Annotated in this window: 15 protein-coding genes; 11 read left to right on the top strand and 4 right to left on the bottom strand. The window is 55.9% G+C overall.

Annotated features, from left to right (window positions below):
• The first annotated feature begins 3 nt into the window (after nt 1-3).
• From ACI1P1_RS17620 to ACI1P1_RS17595, 6 genes are read left to right on the top strand one after another with little or no spacing between them, the layout of a single operon-like run.
• Nucleotides 4-1,149, top strand: coding sequence for a hypothetical protein (locus ACI1P1_RS17620; protein ID WP_416217743.1), 1,146 nt, complete (start codon nt 4-6; stop codon nt 1,147-1,149).
• 22 nt (nt 1,150-1,171) lie between these two features.
• The gene (wsfD, locus tag ACI1P1_RS17615) at nt 1,172-2,725 is read left to right on the top strand and encodes a glycan biosynthesis hexose transferase WsfD (protein ID WP_416217742.1); all 1,554 of its coding nucleotides are present in this window, start codon (nt 1,172-1,174) and stop codon (nt 2,723-2,725) included.
• Nucleotides 2,726-4,141 (top strand): hypothetical protein, encoded by a 1,416-nt coding sequence (locus ACI1P1_RS17610; RefSeq protein WP_416217741.1) that lies wholly within the window; start codon nt 2,726-2,728, stop codon nt 4,139-4,141.
• Nucleotides 4,142-4,150: 9 nt separating this feature from the next.
• Entirely contained in the window at nt 4,151-5,401 is a 1,251-nt protein-coding gene (locus tag ACI1P1_RS17605) for a glycosyltransferase family 2 protein (protein WP_416217740.1), read from the top strand.
• 19 nt (nt 5,402-5,420) lie between these two features.
• A complete protein-coding gene (locus tag ACI1P1_RS17600; protein WP_416217739.1) occupies nt 5,421-7,565 on the top strand; it encodes a cellulose biosynthesis cyclic di-GMP-binding regulatory protein BcsB in 2,145 nt (714 codons plus the stop codon).
• On the top strand, nt 7,562-8,416 hold the full coding sequence (locus ACI1P1_RS17595; protein ID WP_416217738.1) for a diguanylate cyclase domain-containing protein: 855 nt from the start codon (nt 7,562-7,564) through the stop codon (nt 8,414-8,416). Before ACI1P1_RS17600 ends, ACI1P1_RS17595 begins: the two co-directional genes overlap by 4 nt.
• 13 nt (nt 8,417-8,429) lie before the next feature.
• Here ACI1P1_RS17595 and ACI1P1_RS17590 read toward each other — a convergent pair whose 3' ends face one another.
• Nucleotides 8,430-9,821, bottom strand: a complete 1,392-nt coding sequence (locus tag ACI1P1_RS17590; protein WP_416217737.1) for an aldehyde dehydrogenase — start codon at nt 9,819-9,821, stop codon at nt 8,430-8,432.
• A 148-nt stretch (nt 9,822-9,969) separates the two neighbouring features.
• On the opposite strand from ACI1P1_RS17590, the gene ACI1P1_RS17585 reads away from it, so the two are divergent.
• Complete coding sequence (locus ACI1P1_RS17585; protein ID WP_416217736.1) at nt 9,970-10,755, top strand: DUF6492 family protein; 786 nt, start codon at nt 9,970-9,972, stop codon at nt 10,753-10,755.
• A 487-nt stretch (nt 10,756-11,242) separates the two neighbouring features.
• Here ACI1P1_RS17585 and ACI1P1_RS17580 read toward each other — a convergent pair whose 3' ends face one another.
• Together ACI1P1_RS17580 and ACI1P1_RS17575 are read right to left on the bottom strand one after the other, a co-directional pair.
• Nucleotides 11,243-12,109 carry a transposase gene (locus tag ACI1P1_RS17580; RefSeq protein ID WP_416217735.1) on the bottom strand — a complete coding sequence of 289 codons (867 nt, stop codon included), beginning with the start codon at nt 12,107-12,109 and terminating at the stop codon, nt 11,243-11,245.
• Between the two features lie 402 nt (nt 12,110-12,511).
• Entirely contained in the window at nt 12,512-13,351 is an 840-nt protein-coding gene (locus ACI1P1_RS17575) for an AraC family transcriptional regulator (RefSeq protein WP_416217734.1), read from the bottom strand.
• A 167-nt stretch (nt 13,352-13,518) separates the two neighbouring features.
• On the opposite strand from ACI1P1_RS17575, the gene ACI1P1_RS17570 reads away from it, so the two are divergent.
• The 3 genes from ACI1P1_RS17570 (at nt 13,519) to ACI1P1_RS17560 (ending at nt 15,269) form a co-directional block, all read left to right on the top strand.
• Nucleotides 13,519-13,665: a hypothetical protein gene (locus tag ACI1P1_RS17570; protein WP_416217733.1), complete on the top strand. Its 147-nt coding sequence runs from the start codon at nt 13,519-13,521 to the stop codon at nt 13,663-13,665.
• A gap of 203 nt (nt 13,666-13,868) precedes the next feature.
• Nucleotides 13,869-14,600: an SDR family NAD(P)-dependent oxidoreductase gene (locus ACI1P1_RS17565; RefSeq protein WP_416217732.1), complete on the top strand. Its 732-nt coding sequence runs from the start codon at nt 13,869-13,871 to the stop codon at nt 14,598-14,600.
• A gap of 30 nt (nt 14,601-14,630) precedes the next feature.
• Nucleotides 14,631-15,269 carry a ThuA domain-containing protein gene (locus ACI1P1_RS17560; protein ID WP_416217731.1) on the top strand — a complete coding sequence of 213 codons (639 nt, stop codon included), beginning with the start codon at nt 14,631-14,633 and terminating at the stop codon, nt 15,267-15,269.
• A gap of 41 nt (nt 15,270-15,310) precedes the next feature.
• On the opposite strand, the gene ACI1P1_RS17555 is transcribed toward ACI1P1_RS17560, so the two are convergent.
• A complete protein-coding gene (locus tag ACI1P1_RS17555; RefSeq protein ID WP_416217730.1) occupies nt 15,311-16,204 on the bottom strand; it encodes an AraC family transcriptional regulator in 894 nt (297 codons plus the stop codon).
• Between the two features lie 183 nt (nt 16,205-16,387).
• Between ACI1P1_RS17555 and ACI1P1_RS17550 the strand changes: the two genes are divergently transcribed.
• On the top strand, nt 16,388-19,810 hold the full coding sequence (locus ACI1P1_RS17550; RefSeq protein WP_416217729.1) for a tetratricopeptide repeat protein: 3,423 nt from the start codon (nt 16,388-16,390) through the stop codon (nt 19,808-19,810).
• The last annotated feature ends 111 nt before the right edge of the window (nt 19,811-19,921 follow it).

Here is a 19,921-nt window from a genome sequence, read left to right as displayed (position 1 = left end):
ATAATGAAGCCTGCCCACAACATGATCAAACGCGCCGCGGCCGCCATAACGGCCGGAATCTTGCTTATTGCCGGAACGGCGTGTCAGTCCTCCGGCAGCGGCAATATCTCTGGCCAATCTATGCTTCCCGCTTCTTATTTCGGGGGCCAAATCCAGGGGGCGGCAGACCGGGAGGAGCAGCTGCACCGGTTTATACGGGAAAAACTAAGCGGCCCTGACGGTGTTCAGACCAATTACATCGACACCGAGCAGAACAGAGAGCTGGCTACCGGGCATGAAATTTTAAGCGAATCGGCGTCTCTTCTGCTGCGTTACCAGGCACTGTCCGGCAAGCGGGAGGAATTCGCGGTGGGCTGGGAGCAGGCCAAACGGGTATTTGACCGGGAGCGGCTGTTCAGCTACCGGTACAGTCCGAAGCTTCCCAAGCAGTATCCGCTGAATGCGGCAGTGGATGATCTGCGGATGATCCGCGCCTTGTATGAGGCGGGGGAGGCCTTTAATGACAATGCATACACGTCACTGGCGGACAAGTACGGGCTGCGCTTTGCCAAGTACAATATCTTGGACGGTGAAATGCGGGATTTCTATGACGAGACGTACAATAAGGCCAATTCGTTTATTACGCTGTGCTATATTGATCTGAAGACACTGGGCAGGCTTCCTTTACCCTCCAAGGAGCATTCTGATTTGATAAATAAAATGCAGAAAATTGTCGCAAATGGGTACATTTCCGACTTGTTTCCCTTCTATCAGACAAGGTACAATTATGAAAGCAAGTCTTATGAAGCAGATTCCATTCATACGGTAGAATCGCTTTTGACTATACTTTCGTTGGCCGAAATAGGCCAAGCGCCGGAAGCCAGCCTCCGTTATATCAAACAGGAGGTGCTGCACGGCGCGCTGTTCGGTGCATATTCCCTTGCCGGGAAGCCGCTGAACGGCATCCAATCCACCGCTATCTATGCCTTGGCTGCAATGATCGGCTCCGAGACTCGGGACCGGGAGCTGTATGAAGCGGCAGTACAAAGAATGCAGGCTTACCGGGTCGATGATCCCGCCAGCTCTCTGTTCGGGGGCTTCGGCGATACCGGAAGCGGCCAGGCTTACTCCTTCGACAACCTGATGGCCCTTTTAGCCTACCGTTACTAATAAATATGGAGGGTGATGCAGCATGGGTTTTCCGCGCATACCGTCCGGGTTACAACGGGCCGCAATTTTTGCGGCCCGTTTCGTTTCACCGGCGGTGTTGGCAGCGTCCGGCGTCCTGATTATTACGGTGCTGGCTCTGTTTGTGCCACCCTTCGTGGGTATGGCGGATAACGGCGACTACTACCGGATCCTCTACGGCAATGGGATTTATTTCAGCCAGCCGGATTATGACAGCCAGTACCTGGGCCACTTTGTCCGGGAATATGGCATTTTTCAATATTTTAATGAGCATCAGACCCTGCTTTATTCATCCCAATCCCTGTTCATTCGCCTGGCTCTGGCGGTGAACAAGCTGGTTTACAGCACGACGGTATTCGATATCCGCATCCAGGCGGCGCTGCTGACCCTTATGTATACGGCGGCCATCTATCTTCTGGTGGAGGGGATAACCTGCCGGATGTCCCGGCTGAAGGGTTATGCTGTTGCCGCCATAACGGTGTTCATGTTTGCAGATACCGCCTATACGGCTTACTTCAATTCCTTTTTTGGAGAAAGCATTGTTTTGATCACGATGGTTTTCTTAGTGGCGTCATGGCTGCTGTTCTACCGGAAACGGTATAACGATTACTTCCTGCTAAGCCTGTTTACTGTCAGTGCTCTGCTTCTGATTACCGTCAAGCAGCAGAATGCTCCAGTGGGTGTTGTTCTGGCTGTGGCGGGGGTATCCCTGCTGTTTATGCGGCGGGACAGATTGTTCCGGTTTTCGGCAGGCGGGGTTTTGGCCTTGCTTTTTGCAGCGGGCATTGCCACCTATGTATGGATTCCCAAGGATTTCGTAAATATTAATCAGTACCATGCCATGTCCCGGGGGGTATTGCAAACCACAGATAATCCCGAGAAGGCTCTGGAGGCCTTCGGCATGGACCGGCAGTATGCCCTCCTGAAGGGCACCATTTATTATGCGCCGTATTCCAGTGTGGATGTGAGCGGTTCTGAGCTGGAGAAGACGTTCTACGGGAAATACGGGTTTGTTTCCATTGCAGCTTATTACGCCGCTCATCCCGGTGAAATGGGAGCCCTTCTGAACGTGGCGGCCCGCAATGCCTTCACCATCCGGCCCGAGGCTATGGGCAGCTACGAGCAGTCAGCAGGCAAGGATTTCGGAGCCCAAAGCCGCTTTTTCTCCGCCTACAGTCTCCTGAAGCAAGCCGCCGCCCCAAAAACCTTCGGCTTCATCGTGATTTGGATGATGCTCGTCGCAGGCTTGTATACGCCGGGATTTGTCCAGGCAGTTAAAGCCCGGGACATGCGCCATATCCAGAAGCTTGCGCTAATTGTGGCCGGTATGGGCATCGGGCTGTCGGGCATTATGGTTTCCATTATCGGGGCAGGCGATGCGGATTTGGCCAAGCATGAATTCCTGTTTACCTTGGGATTTGACCTGGTCAGTGTGCTGGCCATTGCGGACCTGATCGGCGGGGAGCTGGGTTACCGCCAAGCGTCGGATCAAGCGTTCGAAGCTCCAATACATGGAGCGGTGCTTCCTTCATTAGCAAACAAAGGTGTGAATGCCTGAATGCCTTCTATTGTGCCCAAAAGATTGTTTCGCCTGCTGCTGATCCTGGCGGCGGCCGTATGGTTTTGGCTGCCGTATGGCGCAACAGCCACTGCGGCAGCAGGTGCTTCGCCGGCTCCCGATGAAGGTACGCCGGTATTGTTGTTATATGACAGCTTGGCTATAGGCACAGGACGAGAAAATGAAGCCAGCGCTGCAGCGCGCTTTCTTCAGACACTGGGGGCCAAGGTGACGGTAGAATCCATGAGCGTCTATCATTCCGGCGCTCTGGCGAACTATGAGCGGCTGGTGATGCTTACCCTTGATCCAGCCCAAGAATCGGCTGCCCCGCCAGAGCTCCGGCGGGAGTTGGAGAGCTTCACCGGCAGTGTGCTCCAGTTGGGTGGGGCACCGATATTAGCAGCGGGGGACCCACCGCTGCGCCGGTACGGCCCCGCTCCGCAAGGCGGGGCCGAGGGGCGGCTGGCAACAGCCCGGCTGCTCCGGGAGTGGATGGGGCTGTCTGGCCACGGTCAGCTGTATGCGCTGATCCGCGGCTTTACCCCCTACTCCGATTACAGTCTCCTCCGCAGTCTGGCGGATGAGCTGTACGAAGGAGGCATCCCTTTTTTGGTGGGAGCCCGGCCTGTGCTGGACAACCTTCAGTTCCCCGCCGCCAAACGCTACGCGGAGGCGCTTCGTTACATCCAAGGCAAGCAGGGCAGTGTTTTGCTGGAGGCTCCCGCCGTTTTTCCCGTTATTTCGGCAGGAACCGACCCGCTAAAGCTGCAGACCGGCTCATTTCTTGATATGCTAATGATTGCAGGTGTGGCTCCCCTGGGCATTGCGGCGGAACAGTATTGGACCTTCGACCGCCACTACAGCCGGGAGGGAATGGGCTTCTTCAATTCGGCGGTGGTATACGCAGATAAGACGGAGTCACCCGTATACAGGGAGAGAAGCACCAGCCCCGCTTATTTTCCCTCCACTTTATACAGCGTCAGCCCTGATTTTCCCGACGAATGGGAAATGCTAAGGGTATCCTCCTCCACCTATCCCGTGGACACTGCGGTTACGCTGGATTTTCCGGAGAATAAAACTGAGCTGGACGCTTTGGTGAAGGCCCTGAAAGCGTACCCTGCCGTTTTTGCCGATTACCGTGAGCGGGGGCATACCACCCGGACCGCTACCCATTCGGCTTCGACACTAGGGGGCAAGGTGAGGATCGACGGGGCACTTCTTGCCGCGGAAACCCGGGATGCAGGTGATGCGCAGGATGAGGACTACACCTATATCGAACGGGAGAAAGCCAGCTTCACAGGCTTTTTTCAGGCCCAAAACCAGATCTTCCTCGCCGTGGTCGTAGGCGCTCTGGCCGTGTTCACATTATTTATCGCCGCGGGCAGACGGCTGTACCGGCGCAAATTCTTAAAATAGGGGTTATGTATGAGGCTTCCAGATCTACTGATGGTTATGGCAGTGGTGGCCATCTGGTCATTGCTGTTGGTTAATGTGGCACTGATCATAGCGGGGTATATCTATTACATACGGACCGAACGCAGCCCTTCACCCAAGCTGCAGGGGGAACACCCTTTTGTCTCTATTCTGGTCCCGGCCCACAACGAGGGCAAAGTGATCGTCCAGACCGTGGAGTCGCTGCTGGCCTTTGATTACCCGGCGGACCGTTATGAGCTTATTGTCATCAACGACAATTCCTCCGACAACAGCGCTGCTCTGCTGGCCGATGTGCAGCGGCGTTATCCCGGCAGGCAATTCAAGGTCATCAACACGGACAAGGTTACCGGCGGCAAAGGCAAATCCAACGCTTTGAACATCGGCTTTAAGGAAAGCCGGGGGGAGCTCATCGCCATCTATGATGCAGACAATACGCCCGAGCGGGACGCCCTGAGTATCCTGGCTGCGGAAATCACCGGAGATTCTACGTTAGGTGCGGTTATCGGCAAATTCCGCACCCGCAACCGGGATGCCAGCATGCTGACCCGGTTTATTAATATCGAGACCCTCTCTTTTCAATGGATGGCTCAGGCGGGACGCTGGCAGCTGTTCCGGCTGTGCACCATTCCAGGCACCAACTTCATTATGCGCCGCAGCATCGTGGAGGCAGTGGGCGGGTGGGATGTGAAGGCGATTGCCGAGGATACGGAAATCAGCTTCCGCATTTACATGATGGGCTACCGGATTAAATTCCAGCCCAAAGCCGTCACCTGGGAGCAGGAGCCCCAGACGGTGAAGGTATGGTTCCGCCAGCGCAGCCGCTGGGCTAAGGGGAATGTGTATGTGATCGTGAAGAATATTCCGCTTTTGTTTAAACGCTCCGCCCGCAAAATCCGGTTTGACATCCTGTATTATATATCGATTTATTTCCTGTTAGTGGGTTCTCTTGTCACCTCCGATATTCTGCTGGTCCTCCATGCGCTGGGGTATGTCCACACCTCCATTGCCGGAATCAGCACCCTGTTGTGGCTGCTGGCTATTCTGCTGTTTGTGTTAGGCACCTTCACGACGCTGACCACGGAAAAAGGCGAGATGTCCCTCTCCAACCTGTGGCTCATCATGCTGATGTACATTACCTATTGCCAGATGTGGATGGTTGTGGCCGTGTACGGCCTCTATAATTTTGCCAAGGATCAGATTCTGAAACGGGAAGTGAAATGGTACAAAACGGAGCGGTATTAGCCCAAAGGAGAACACATCTATGATCTTTAAAAGGATAACGCTGCCGGTTTTTATCGTACTCGGTCTGTTGATGCAAGGGAGCTGGGCCCAGGCTGCCATTTTGCTTACCAAAACCGGGACCCACAGCTATACAGTCCCTTTTGTGAGAGAGGATGTTTCCCTCTCCGGCTCTGCAGGTTCAAGTGAAACCACCTTTCATCTTCCTGCCTATTGGGAGATCAGCCGGGTGAAGCTGCTGCTGGAGGTGCAGGTTAGCGCGGTTTCCCGGAAGGAATGGTCCACGGTCACCCTTTTGCTGAATGGGAATCCCTTTTATTCCTTCCACCCGGAGACGGGAACGGAGACCAGCCAGCGCCTGGAGATTCCGGTGCCGGCAGGGCTCTTGGCACAGGGGGGCAACACCCTGAAGCTGCAGACGGAGCTGCGGTCTTACGCAGACGAACAGGTCTGCCAGGAGGATACCGGGATTGGCCATTGGCTGCGGATCGGCGGCGCTTCCCGCATCGAGACGGAATACACGCTGCGTCCGGTGGAGGATTCCATCCGGGACTTCAATGCCCGGATCACCGGTCCGGATGCCGTTGCTGCAGGCCGCAGCCTGGTGGCCCTTCCCGCCGACCCCAAGTCTTCCGATTGGGAAGCCGCCGTTTATGCCTTGACCGGGTATGCCCGGACTAATCTGCTGACGGAGAATGCCATCCCGCTTTTGCCGTATTCGGCGGAGCATATCCAGAATAAAGATTATGTGACCGCAGTCGGCCTGTATGACAGCCTGCCCCAGGAGCTGAAGGAGCCGGCTGTAGCTGGTTTTCAGACTCCGCCGGACCTGGACCATCAAGGTATAATCCGGCTGGTGAATGTGCAGGACAAGGCTGTGTTGATCGTAACCTCCCGCTCCCCGGAGCTTCTCGTGAAGGCTGGCAGGCTGGTAGCCAACCAGGAGCATATGGCCCAGGCTGCTGGCAATACACTGCTGCTTGATGCAGCAACCGATGTAGCCAAGCCTGCAGCCGGTTTCACTCGGGAGATTCGCCTGACGGAAAGCGGGAGTGTGCTTACAGGACCCTTCCACCAGGAGTACAACTACTACATCGCCATGCCCGGAAATCTGGAGCTGGGAGATGCCAGCAAGATCAATCTGGATTTCCGATATGCGGAAAATTTGAATTTTGACCGCTCCCTGATGACGGTGAAGATTAATGGAGTACCCATCGGCAGCAAAAAGCTCCACAAGGAGCTGGCCCAAGCCGACCGGGCAGTATTCACGGTGCCTGGGGATCTTGCGGTTTCCGGAAACTTTACTGTAACTGTAGCCTTTGATCTGGAGGCAGACTTCAATGCATGTGCCGCCAACCGGGAGGATACCCCGTGGGCATACATTACCCCGGAGTCCCTCCTGCAGCTGCAGACCCGGCAGGGTACAGAGCTGCTGCTGAACAATTATCCGTACCCGTTTATCCAGGACGGGCAGTTTGCTTCCGTCTCCGTGGTCCTCCCTGACCGGCGGGACAACGAGCTGTACCGGACCGTGGGCAATCTGTTTCACCTTTTGGGCCGGTATGCCATCGGCAATACGGGTGAAGTCAGGTTCAGCCAAGCCTCAGCTGCGCCGGAGGAGCTGAAGGACCGGAACCTGATCGCCATAGGCTCTTTGCGGGACAACGCGGTAATTAAGGCGCAGAATGATAATCTTTACTTCCGATACGACGCGGAAGGGACACGTATCCTATCCAATGAAAAAATAAGCCTGGAGCCCGGGTATGCATCCACGATCGGCACCCTCCAACTGCTGCCTTCGCCATACGGTAACGGTGGGATGCTGGTAGTGACGGGAGCGGAGCCCGAGTCTGTCTTCCGGGCATCCCGCCTGCTGGCTGGGGAGGAGGCGCGGTGGAAGGTTTATGGGGACGGTGTATTAACGGACAGAGATGGCAAAACCCAGGCCTTCCGCTTCAAAAAAACCGCGGCCCCCAAACCTCTCACCGGGCTTGACGAAATCCTGCAGAGGCAGGATGTGGTGACCTTCACCGCGGCAGCCGTCTTGGTGCTGGCGCTGGTTCTGGTGTCGCTGATTCTGCTGATCAGAAAGCACACCAGAAGAAAAACGGCACAATCCAAGCCTGCTTTGCCGAATGAACAACTGACAAGGAGGAAACGGCCATGAGACGGACCTCGCCCGCTCTAGTTTCAGACGCCGCCCTCATTGGCTTCATGCTCCTGTGCCTGATCTCCATCCTGTTTATCAGCGGAGATCCGCAGCAAACCATGACCAATTTGATAATGCTGGCCATCGCCTTTTTTATTGCGGTAATCACCTTCTTCTCCTCTGTGACCGCCGGGCTGATCATCAATGTGGTGTTCATCTTCGCCTATGGCAGCATGGTCCTCTACCAGACGGTTGCCCAAGCCGGAGTGATTGAGGGGCGCACCTATTTCTGGCTGCTGATGACTCCGCTCTTTACCTTGTCCATGTGGCTGTATTCCTGGTCTGCGCGCCAGCTTCAGGAGGAGAATACTGTCCTGCGGGAACAGACAGCCAAACTGGCCACGCTGGATGAAAATACGGATCTGAAGAACAGCCTTGCCTTCCAGAAGGATGCTACTGTATTCACCGGTATTTCCGTCCGGTACAACATTCCGTTAACCTTGCTGGTCATTAAGGTTAAATATTGGCGGGAAATCCGGCGGTTTATTCCCCCCGACCAGTTGACGGAGGCTATTCTGGACATCTCCCGGATCAGCCAGTCCAGCATCCGGACCAATGATATTCTGTATTTGCTGGATAAAGAAGAAGCCACCTGGGGACTCCTCCTGTTTACGGAAAAGGAAGGGGCCAAGGTGGTTATGGAACGGATCAGGCAGAAGCTTTATGAATTTAATACCGAGGAGTTCAACGACAAGTACAAGGTGAAGCTGATCCTCAAAATCGGGGCGGTGGAATACAACGCCGAGACCATTCCCTCGCCCTTGGATTTTATGGAGCAGGCCGTCAAGCAGCTGGAATACGACGTGTAGCCACTGGGGGCCGTTACTTCAACAATCGGCGCACCAGCTTGATCTTATCCTTGTAAGGCGGAAAGGCCAGTCCGGTTTCCAACCGGCTGGTCTTTTTTAATATGCTCTTGTGGTGGGAAAACAGCTCAAAGCTATGATGTCCGTGATAGGCTCCGATTCCTGATTGTCCGACTCCTCCAAAAGGCAGCGCCGAGCTGGCTACATGGGAGATGGTATCATTAATGCAGCCGCCGCCGAAGGAAACCCGGCTCAACACCAGCCGCTCCACACTTTTGCTCTCCGTAAACAGATACAAAGCCAAGGGCTTGGGCCGGTCCTGAATCTGCAGGATGGCATCCTCCAGCCGGTCATAAGTCAAGATGGGCAGAATAGGCCCGAAGATTTCTTCTGCCATGGAGGCATCCTCCCATTGTACTCCGTCCAGCAGGGTCGGCTCCATAAACCGGTTCTCCCGGGAAACCCCTCCTCCATGAACGATACGGGCACGGTCCTGCTCCAGAATGGCGGCCAGTCTGTCCAAATGCCGGGTATGGATAATCCGGCCGTAATCCTTGCTGGCTGACGGATTCTCCCCATAGAAATGGCTAATCGCCTCTTTCATCAGCCGGACCAGCTCATTCTTGATGCTGGAATGAGCCAGCACATAGTCCGGCGCAATACAGGTTTGCCCCGCATTAATCAGCTTGCCCCAGATAATGCGTTTGGCAGCCAGCTCCAGGTTGGCATCCGGCTCCACGATCACCGGACTTTTGCCCCCCAGCTCCAGCGTCACCGGCACCAGATTCTCCGCTGCCGCCTTCATCACAATTTTGCCCACCGCCGCGCTGCCTGTAAAGAACATATAATCAAAAGGAGCGTGAATCAACGCCTCCACGGTTTCCTTTTCCCCTTCCACCACCCGGATATAATCCTCGGGGAAGGTTTCTCCGATCAGACGGGCGACGACCGCCGCTACGGATGGAGCAGCCTCCGAGGGCTTCAGCACGGCGCAATTGCCTGCCCCCATAGCACCGATTAAGGGTTCGATCAACAGCTGGAACGGGTAATTAAACGGACCGATGATCAGGACGGAACCATAAGGCTCCGCTTGAACCCAACTGCGGGAGGGCTGCAAATGAAGCGGCACCGCAACCTTCTTGGGCTTCATCCACTTCCGGAGCTTCTTTGCAGTTTCACTGATGCTCTTCAGACAAAACCCCAATTCGGTGGTATAGCCTTCAAACTCGCTTTTCCCCAAGTCCTTGCTGAGGGCTTCCAGCAAAGGCTTTTCAAACCGGAGCAGGGCGTCCTTCAGCTTCTGCAGCTGCTCCAGACGGAAATGCAATTCAAGCGTTTGACCCGTTCTCCATAGGCGCTGCTGCGCTTCCACAATATTGCCTGCTTGCTCCTTTGTTGATACCTGCATTCTTAAACTCCTCCAATACAAGGTAGGGGCGTAGACGAGCCCTGTTTCTCTCCATACTACTGTATGCCCGATTCGCGAAGCAACTGCACCGTGTAAGCTGCAGCGGCATATCATAAGGGGAAAATTCGGCCGCATCGGAGATGAGCATATGGCCTTACCCCGGATAGACATTGTGATTCCCGCCATCGAAAAGGACATGGCAACCCTGCCCCATGTCATTGATGCCCTGCGCAAGCAGGTGCAGCATCCCATCGGACAAATTCTCATTATTGCTCCCCGCAAAAAACGGATCCTGGAGCTTTGCCGCGTGAAGGGCTGCCGGTTTGTGGACGAGGACACGGTACTCCCCATTACCAAAAAACACATTCACTACAGCTCCAGCCGCTGGGAACGGTCAGGCTGGCTCTACCAGCAATTGCTGAAGCTGGGCGCAGCCAAGCTTTGCAGCTCCAGCTATTATCTGGTGGTAGACGCAGATACGGTGCTGATCCGCCCCCATCGGTTCCGGACAGGGGAAGGGAAGACCGTCTTTTATACCCGGAATTGGAGTCAAAGCGAATACTTCGTCACCTACCGCAAGCTGATGGGCCAGCGGCCCGCGGCTCCTTCCTCCCTGGTCACTCACTATATGCTGTTCGAAAAAGCGCAGGTCACCCAGCTGAAACGGACTATTGAAGCCCGGCACGGAATCAGCTGGTATAAAGCCATTATCCGCAGCATGAACAAGAGAAAGCAATTCGCCTTCTCCGAATTCGAAACCTATGGCAACTTCCTGTACAGCCGTATGTCCAACAAAGTGCTGCTGCGTCCAGCCCGCAACAAAGCCCTGCACATCCCCTTCCGCCTGCTATCCGCCGCCAAGCTAAAAGCCTTAACCTCCCGCTACCGCTCCATCTCTCTGCATCAACGCAAGGACTACAGCAAACGCGGGTAACTCCACATTCGCCATCTTGTATCACCACTGCATCATTACATTGGAAGAATATAGATATTATTCGACAAAGAGGGCTGGATATCCACCCTCTCTTTTTCCTTTCCAACACTATCCCATTGACTCAGGAAAAGGTGGAAAAGGCGGGGATAACCAAGTACATAAAGTTAAAAGGAGCATTCACACATAAGGAGCGGACAGGTCAAGATACGGCTAAGGCAGGAAGGTACCCAAAGAACAGGAGTACAGAGCGCAGTCTGATGCCGCATAAAGGGAAAAGAAGCGCAGAAAGCAGAGCGGAGGCCGATGCGTATGGGGTAGCGAGCTGTAAATGGGATTGAGGCAAGGAACTAGAAGGAGGGTAAAGAACCCAGTATGAAGTGAACGGAAAGGGCTAACAAAGCAAAGGTTGCCGCTTTTGGGGCAGGGTCCAGTGGACGTGAAAAAGATCTGACTAGGTGACTAAGACGTGTCTATTTAATAGTGGCTATCAGGCCACCGTTCTGCTGTCTGTGCAAATTTGACTGATGGTATGGAAAGCCGGCCGGCCCGCCAGGGACAGGTTCACACGGCAGCAGAATTCCAGCAAATAAGACTGCAGATACTTTTTCCCGATGCCATGGAAGGTGTTGTTCAGCCATCGGGCTGCATCTTTCATTACAGACAGCCTTTTCTTATGGCGGGGAGAGGCATAGAAATTGATAGGAGAATAAACCAGCCTGGCTTTCCAGTCCATGCGTGTCTCCATAAAATGCCGGATAGCACTCCGGTTGAAGCGCCAGCTGTTCCAATGCTCTCGGGCTACAAGCTGGATGGTTACGCGTTCGGGTTCCCCAGCCTTGGACAGGGTGGCCCCCACGATTACCCGGCTCTCCCGGGGATGTGGCGACAATGAACCATGATACCAGGGGCTGGCATAAGTGTCATTATGGATCGCAACCTCCCCTTCCAAGGGAAAATCCAGCTCTTCGCTGGCCATAGCCGTGCGGATCCGGTGAAGCATGGTCCAGGCTGTCTTATAGGTAAGCCTAAGCTCCCGGGATAAAGCCAGTGCGCTAATTCCATTATCCATGCTGGACATAAAACGGATGGCGGCAAACCATTTTACCAGGGGGGTTCTGGATCTCTCCATAATGGTGCCGCTGGTTAATGAAGCTTGAAAGCTGCATTTTACACATTCAAATAAAGGCAGTCTGCGGGTGGCAATCGTGTAGGCTTTACAATGGCGGCACTCGGGGCAAACAAATCCGTGGGGCCATTTAAGCGCAAACAAATAAGCCGCGCACGCCTCTTCCGAGACCAGTTCATGCTCCCCAGCCGATAGAATTTGCTCATAATTGACCTGTGACACCAGCATCGCCTCAACCTTCATATACAGCGAAACAAGAACTTATGTTCCCATTATACCAAACGTTTGTTCCTGTTTCAAGCTGTAACTCGATTATTTTCTGGACTTGATTATTTGAAATTTATTCAAACAGGGGTTAGATCGCAACCAAACAGGGCTTAGATGGTAAGCAGACAGGGGTAAGATCATAGCGAACAGGGGTTAGATCATAAGCGAACAGGCTTAGGCCATAAGCCTGTTTCTGAGCAGATGGGATAGTGTTCGAAAGAAGAGGTAGGAGGGTATTTGGTGGAGAAGGGGATGTAAAAAAATACCATAGAAAAGGAATATCAGCTCATACCGGAAAAACATAAACAAACCGCCTCCAACGCCGGAGACGGTTTGTTTGTTCTGCGTATTGCGGCCTGCCATCTACATTCTGTGCTGCTTCCGGTAGTGGAGCGGAGAGGAGCCGGTAATACTTTTGAAGGTTTTGTTAAAGTGGGAAACATGCTCGAAGCCTACCTGCTCGGCAATCAGCTGAATCTTTTCCCGGGTGTTGCGGAGCATATTCTGGGCTTCCCTGACCCGGACCACCCGAATGTATTCGCTCAAATGGAAGCCTGTCAGCTTGAGGAACACCCGGCTAAGGTAAGCCGGACTGATGTAAAATTGCCGGGAAAGCTCCTCCAGCGTCAACGGCTCCCGGTAGTGCTCGTGAATATAGGCGGAAATTTCCGAAATCTTTTGGTGCATGGGATGTCGGGGCTGCGGCATATCGTCGGCCCCTAGAGCAGTACGGTGTACACGGATAAGGAATTCAGTCAACAGCTGTCTGACAAAGGTCTCATAAAAATTGTGGCTTTCCTGGCATTCGGCCAGCATGCCCAGAAGCAGTCTTTCCAGCTCGGGCTGCTCCTTCAAGGGCAGATGAATCATTCCCGACTCCAAAAAAGGCGCCTGCTCTAAAATCGACCCGTCCTCTCCGGAAAGAAATTCCGGCGAGAAATGGAGAAGCACCCGCTCGAACTCCTCAACCTGGGAGCTGGAGGTGGAGTGCAGGTCTCCCGGCATGACCAGCATCAGGTCGCCTTTGCGGGCTACATAAACATTGCCGTTCATAAAGTAAACACGTTCTCCATGCAGGAGATAATACAGCTCGTAGCAGGTATGGGAGTGGGGACGTGCCATCTTGTCAAAGCCGAGCTTTCGCAGCTGCTGGATGGAGAATGCCTCGCCGATAAAATGTTTTTCAGAGGAACGGTGGTTCACAGCGGGCCATCCTTTCGTCCTGTAGATATTCTTTAAGTATACACTACCTGGACGGGTATCCGAAAGGGCTTACGTTTCATGTGACATTATGCCATAACAATCTTCCATTGGCTTATAGCTGAGCGGATGCGATTGGTCTAATATGGACGGTATGGGAGGCCAATGGAATGATCAATTTGAAACCTTCAGGAATTGCACAGATTTCTGGACGGGATGGACTGGCGCAAGGAGCATGGCGGGATTCCCGCAAGGGGGCAGGCATCTATGTCGGATACCTGCCTGAGCTTTATACTGCAGACGACATACCGCCATGAAGCATTGAAACGGATGAATGAGGAAATCGGCGGACGTCTTCCTGTCCTTTATGCCTGAGCAGGCAGGGATCGGGTGTGCCTTGAATAAAGTCCTGGAACGGCGTCCGTTTATTTGATGGAGCGTCCATGAAAGCGTAAACTTAAGGCTTGAGACATACGGCTTGGCAGGACGAATGAATCGGGAGGAAATGGGGAGCTGCAGCATGGAGCAACAACGATGGGCGCTGGTAAGCGGCGCGGACAGGGGGCTGGGACTGGCCCTTGCCAAGGGTTTATTGGAGCGGGGGTATGGGGTTTTTGCCGGTCTGCTCCTGGAGAAAGGCGATGCGCACAAGGAATTGGAGAAAGCATATAGCGGCCGCCTCCGGTTCGTGACACTGGATATTGCCAGCGACGTGAGTGTGGAGCAAGCGTATGAGCGGGTACAGGAAGAAACCGGGGTGTTGGATATATTAGTTAATAATGCAGCTATCCTGGGCAATATTAGTGCGACGGTGGAGGATGAGCTGGATTTTGCCGAGATGGAGCAGGTTTTTAAGGTGAATACCCTGGGGTCTCTGAGGATGTCCAACCGGTTCGTGCCTCTACTGATGGACAGCCAGGATAAGCTGATCGTGAACATCTCCTCGGAGGCAGGGAGCATCGGAGACTGCTGGCGGAATTCCTGGTACGCCTACTGCATGTCCAAGGCGGCCTTGAATATGCAGTCTATGCTGATCCATAACCAGCTCTCGCCCAAAGGCGGCAGGGTGATGGTGATCCATCCGGGCCATGTGAAAACCTTTATGCAGGGAAAGCTGGATAGAGCGGGGAAATTAACACCGGAGGAATCTGCCGGGTCTATTCTCGACCTGGTGGACAAGCGGCTGGCTCCGGATTATGCCGGAGAGACGATGGCACTGGTGGATTATTCCGGACAGGTACTGCCCTGGTAAAAGAACCGAAATGAGAGGAGACAGGTTAACATGTCTATTCGCACTTTGCTGGTGGGACATAATGAATCCGCCCCTTATCATCCGCTGAATGCAGTTCAGGAGCGGCTGGCGGAAATATGGGGAGACACCTTCCAGGTGAGCCCGGAGGTGGGCACTGCCGCGCTGCGCAAGGAGAGCATCGGTGCTTACGATCTGGTCGTGTCCTATACGGACAGCTGGAAAACTCCAGCGGCCCCCGAGGAAATTGCCGGTCTTCTCGGTTATGTCGCTCAAGGGGGAGGCCTGCTGGTGCTCCATAACGGCATGAGCCTGCAGGCGGCTCCCGAGCTGGCCCAACTGGCGGGAGCGTACTTTACGGGGCATCCGCCATATGCGGAGCTGGAGTTCCAGGTCACGGAGGAGGGCGCTGCGCATCCTCTGTCATCAGGGCTGCCGGGCTTCACCCTGGATGAAGAGCCTTACCGTTATGACATCGACCCGCTGGCGAAGGTTCAGGTGCTGTTGACCTACCGGCATGAAGGCGGAGAGTATCCGGCTGCCTGGGTCCGTCCCTATGGCCTGGGCCGGGTGGCGGTTCTGGCACCGGGTCATCATCTGCCCAGCTTCCAGCATGAGGAATATTCCCGTTGGGTCCGGCAAGCGGCCTTGTGGGCGGCGGGCAAGCTATAAGCTCAAACAGTTCAAACGAAAAAGGCTAAGCTCATACGAGCTCAGCCTTTTTTGGTTTTGCGGTAATCGGAAGGGGCCATGCCCACAATCTTCCGGAACATCCGCGAGAAATAATACGGATCGGTAAAACCCACCTGCCCGGCAATCTGCTTTAAGGTCAGGTCCGTCATGTCCAGGTATTGGCAGGCGCGCTGGATCTTGAGCTTCAGATAAAAATCGATGGGGGTGTAGCCTGTGCGGGTTTTGAACAGCTGCACGTAATGGGGCACCGACAGCCGCGCCGCCTCCGCCAGCTCCTTCAGGGTGAGGGTGGAGCCTACCCGGTCATTCATCAGCTGCACCGATTCCTCAATCATCTGCCCGCGTTCGCTTCCCGGCTGCAGTCCTCCGTGAAGAAAACAGGCTACACCCAGGAGATGCCGCAGGGTCTGGGAGACGTAAACCATGTGGTCCGCGGTAATGCCCTTCAGCAGAATATCGGTGCATTCGTTGAACAGCCCGGCCAGCTTGACGGCTTTCTCATAGCCCACCGGAACGGGATTACCTCCGGAATCTGCAGCTCCGAAAAAAGCTGGGGTATCACTGCCCATCACATGAACCCAGTATATACTCCATGGATTCTCCGCCGATGCCCCGTAGGCATGTCCCGTATCCGGCGGCAAAATAAACAGCTGGCCGCGTTCCACACTCTGTACCTTGCCGCTGCCGATGCGGTACCAGCCGGAGCCCTCCTCGCAGAGCATCACAATATACGCTCCGCAGCCCTCCGGCCGGGTGCGGTTATGGTAGCGCGCTTTCGGGAAATAGCCGATATCGGTAGCGTACAAAGGCCGGATCAGGGGATGCTCCCCGTGCTCCTCCAGGAAGGCCGGAGGAATGACAATGAGCTTCTGGGAGGCGAAACCCTCCATTTTTTGAATAAGGTCGGTTTTCATAAGATTATTATGAACAACAGCCGTTATTCTTGTCAATGCAAGGGTTTGGTGACGCAGGAAAACCGGATATGATCCATCCTAATCCTTACATGATGCATTGGCTTGAAGGTGGCGGAGGGATAGACTTGGGGTATCATCAGCGCCGGTGATACCGGTGTAAGCCGATTGGAAGGGAGAACGGGCATGGAGGAGCAAAAAAAGGGAGCAGGTCAAGAACGGAAGGTGAAGGTGAGAATTTGGGAGGAAACTGTCCATATCCCCACCTACGGAACGGGGGAGCCGGACAAGAACCCGATGTTTTTGGAGAAACGGATTTATCAGGGCAGCTCTGGGAAGGTCTATCCCCATCCGGTGATCGACCGGATAGAAGATAACAAGGAGGACCGTCCGTACCGGCTGGTCTATCTGGAGAACGAATATCTCCTCATTGCCGTGATGCCGGAGCTGGGCGGGCGCATCTACCGGGCCTTGGACAAAACCAACAACTACGACTTCGTTTATTATAACCGTGTTATCAAACCTGCTTTGGTGGGGTTGACGGGACCTTGGATTTCCGGCGGCATCGAATTTAACTGGCCGCAGCATCACCGGCCCAACACCTTCGGACCGGTGGAATACCGGCTTGCCGAAAACGAGGACGGCAGCGCCACCGTCTGGTGCAGCGAGATCGACCGTATGTACGGTACCAAGGGGGAAGCGGGGTTCACTTTGTATCCGGGCAAGGCGTACCTGGAGATACACGGCAAGCTGTACAACCGGACCAGTCTGCCCCAGACCTTCCTGTGGTGGGCCAATCCGGCAGTGGCGGTTAACGATTACACCCAATCCGTATTTCCGCCGGATGTTCATGCAGTGATGGACCATGGCAAACGGGATGTATCCCGGTTTCCCATTGCCGACGGGATGTATTACAAGATGGATTATTCCGCCGGTGTGGACATCTCCCGGTACAAGAATATTCCGGTGCCTACTTCCTATATGGCATACCGGTCGGAGCATGATTTTGTGGGCGGGTACGATCATGGGAAACAAGCGGGTATCCTCCATATTGCCAACCATCACATATCCCCTGGCAAAAAACAGTGGACCTGGGGCAACGGGGATTTCGGCCAGGCCTGGGACCGCAATCTGACAGATGAGGACGGGCCGTACATTGAGCTGATGACCGGCGTTTATACGGACAACCAGCCGGACTTCTCCTGGCTGGCGCCCTATGAGGAGAAAACCTTCAAGCAGTACTTTATGCCGTATAAGGAAATCGGGGTGGTCCGGGAGGCCAACCTGGATGTGGCTGTAAGCCTGGAGCCTTGGGCAGCGGGGGCTGCTGTGGGGACACAAGCGGAGGCTGGAGCAGAAGAGGAGGCGGGCCGTTCCGGTGCAGCAGCGGCGAATGGAGTGATGGTGCAGGTGTACGCCACCTCCCGTTTTCCGGGTGCGTATGTGACCCTCACCGGGGAGGACGGGCAGGTCTACCTGTCAGAACGGACGGACCTGTCGCCTGCGGTGGCTTTCCGCTGCCAGGTGCCGCTTCCCGGGGGCATTGCCCTCCACCAGATGACATTGGCATTGGGGACGGCAGAGGGCAAGCAGCTGCTCCGGTACAAACCCGCCGCGCCTGCGGAAGAGGAGCTCCCGGAGCCGGCAAAGCCCATCGGTGCGCCTGAGGAATTGGCCACGGTGGAGGCTCTGTACTTGGCGGCGGTGCATCTGGAGCAGTACCGCCACGCTACCCGGGAGCCGGAGCCATATTACCTGGAGGGGCTGCGCCGCGCTCCAGAGGATATCCGGCTGAACCTGGGCTATGGGCTCTTGCTTCTGCGGCGGGGGGAATACGGCAGGGCAGAGGGATATCTGCGTCAGGCTGTGGAGACTACAACCCGCCATAATCCCAACCCGGCCGACGGAGAAGCCCTGTTCCAACTGGGTATGGCCTTGAAGCGGCAGGGCAAGCTGGACGGGGCGTGGAACGCCTTCTACAAGGCGGTGTGGAATGCAGCCTGGCAGGACAGCGGCTACTTCGCCCTGGCCCAGATCGCCTGCCGCCGGGGGCAAACCGAGGGGGCGCTGGAGCTGGCGGAGCGGGCGCTTCTGCGCAACAGCCGCCACTTCCAGGCGCGGCTCCTCCGTACCGCCCTGCTGCGCAAGCTGGGGCGGCTAGAAGAGGCAGTGGTATCCGCAGCGGAAACGCTGGGGGCGGATACCGCAGACTTCGGCGCCAGGCATGAGCTGGCGCTGCTGGCGAAGGATGTCGCCGGAGCGGCTGCGGCGGCTGAGGAGCTGCGCGGCTTCATGCGCGGGGAGCCGCATAACTACCTGGCCCTGGCGGCGGACTACGCCGACTGCGGCCTGTGGGCGGAGGCCATCCGTGTGCTCCGCCTGTATAGCCCCGCCGATGGCGTGAGCCGCTACCCCATGGCTCATTACGCGCTGGCGTGGCTGTACCGCCACAACGGCGACAAGGCCTTGGCCGACGCCGAGCTGGCCTTGGCGGCTGCTGCGCCTGCCGATTACTGCTTCCCCAACACCGCCTTCGAGCAGGAGGTGCTGGAAGCTGCGCTGGCGGAAGCGCCGGAGGATGCCCGGGCCGCCTATTACCTCGGCTGCCTCTATTACGACCGGAAGCGCCATACGGAAGCGGTGGTGTGCTGGGAGCGGTCCCGGCAGGCCGACCCGGCCTTCCCCACCGTCCACCGGAATCTGGCGCTGGCATATTACAACAAGCAGGGCCGCCCTGCAGACGCCCTGGCTTCCCTGGAGGAGGCGTTCCGTCTTAACGCCTCCGACGCCCGGGTGCTCTTCGAGCTGGACCAGCTGCACAAGAAGCTGGGCACCGCACCTGCGGAGCGGCTAAACCGGCTGCGGCGCCACATGCCTCTGGTGGAGCTCCGCGATGATATGTATGTGGAGCTGGTGACGCTCCATAATCTGCTGGGGCAGCACAGGGAGGCGCTGGAGCTTCTATTGGCCCGCCGGTTCCATCCCTGGGAGGGCGGCGAAGGCAAAGCGCCCGGCCAATATGTGCTGGCGCTGCTGGAGCTGGCCAAGCAGGACCTGGCTGCAGGCCGCGCCAGGGAAGCCAAGGTTTCCCTGGAGAAGGCGCTCATCTATCCGGAGAACCTGGGTGAGGGCAAGCTGACGGGAACCTTGGACAACCACATTCACTATTACCTGGGGCTGTGCCATCAGGCATTGGGCCAACCCGGTGAAGCGGCCGCCGAATTCGGCCTGGCTTCCCTGGGCACAGCCGAACCGGCCGGCGCCATGTTCTACAATGACCAGCCGCCGGAAATGATATACTACCAGGGGCTGGCCTTGGCCGAGCTGGGCCGCCCGGAGGAGAGCGCCGCGCGCTTCCGCCGCCTGGTGGAGTACGGGCAGGAGCATCTGGCCGACGAGGTTCAGATTGACTACTTCGCCGTTTCCCTGCCGGACTTCCTGGTATTCGACGACGATCTGGACCGGCGCAATGTGATCCACTGCCGCTTTATGATGGGCCTGGGTTATCTGGGCCAAGGCCGGCAGGAGGCGGCAGCAACCGAGCTCAGCCAGGCGCTGGAGCTGGAGCCTGCCCATACCGCCCGCTTGTTTATGCCCGGCGGGCAATAAGATACTGGCCGGACCTTGGGAGAAATCCCGGGGTCCGGCTTTTTTTGGCGCTGCGCCTATCGGCTGCTCCTGCTTCTTCCGTTTCCCTGCGATAGTCTGCCCTGTCTGTGG

The organism is Paenibacillus mesotrionivorans, assembly GCF_046098205.1.
In the GTDB taxonomy this organism is placed as follows: domain Bacteria; phylum Bacillota; class Bacilli; order Paenibacillales; family NBRC-103111; genus Paenibacillus_AR; species Paenibacillus_AR mesotrionivorans.
The sequence above is the reverse complement of the archived record's forward strand: the minus strand, read 5'-3'. Positions and strand labels throughout refer to the sequence as shown.

Bases quoted from the DNA above. Each gene is read 5' to 3' on its own strand.
- ACI1P1_RS17590 (WP_416217737.1), bottom strand. From the start codon at position 9,821: ATGCAGGTATCAACAAAGGAGCAAGCAGGCAATATTGTGGAAGCGCAG.
- ACI1P1_RS17560 (WP_416217731.1), top strand. From the start codon at position 14,631: ATGTCTATTCGCACTTTGCTGGTGGGACATAATGAATCCGCCCCTTAT.
- wsfD (WP_416217742.1), top strand. From the start codon at position 1,172: ATGGGTTTTCCGCGCATACCGTCCGGGTTACAACGGGCCGCAATTTTT.
- ACI1P1_RS17550 (WP_416217729.1), top strand. From the start codon at position 16,388: ATGGAGGAGCAAAAAAAGGGAGCAGGTCAAGAACGGAAGGTGAAGGTG.
- ACI1P1_RS17570 (WP_416217733.1), top strand. From the start codon at position 13,519: ATGATCAATTTGAAACCTTCAGGAATTGCACAGATTTCTGGACGGGAT.
- ACI1P1_RS17565 (WP_416217732.1), top strand. From the start codon at position 13,869: ATGGAGCAACAACGATGGGCGCTGGTAAGCGGCGCGGACAGGGGGCTG.
- ACI1P1_RS17620 (WP_416217743.1), top strand. From the start codon at position 4: ATGAAGCCTGCCCACAACATGATCAAACGCGCCGCGGCCGCCATAACG.
- ACI1P1_RS17610 (WP_416217741.1), top strand. From the start codon at position 2,726: ATGCCTTCTATTGTGCCCAAAAGATTGTTTCGCCTGCTGCTGATCCTG.
- ACI1P1_RS17600 (WP_416217739.1), top strand. From the start codon at position 5,421: ATGATCTTTAAAAGGATAACGCTGCCGGTTTTTATCGTACTCGGTCTG.
- ACI1P1_RS17580 (WP_416217735.1), bottom strand. From the start codon at position 12,109: ATGCTGGTGTCACAGGTCAATTATGAGCAAATTCTATCGGCTGGGGAG.
- ACI1P1_RS17585 (WP_416217736.1), top strand. From the start codon at position 9,970: ATGGCCTTACCCCGGATAGACATTGTGATTCCCGCCATCGAAAAGGAC.
- ACI1P1_RS17605 (WP_416217740.1), top strand. From the start codon at position 4,151: ATGAGGCTTCCAGATCTACTGATGGTTATGGCAGTGGTGGCCATCTGG.
- ACI1P1_RS17595 (WP_416217738.1), top strand. From the start codon at position 7,562: ATGAGACGGACCTCGCCCGCTCTAGTTTCAGACGCCGCCCTCATTGGC.
- ACI1P1_RS17555 (WP_416217730.1), bottom strand. From the start codon at position 16,204: ATGAAAACCGACCTTATTCAAAAAATGGAGGGTTTCGCCTCCCAGAAG.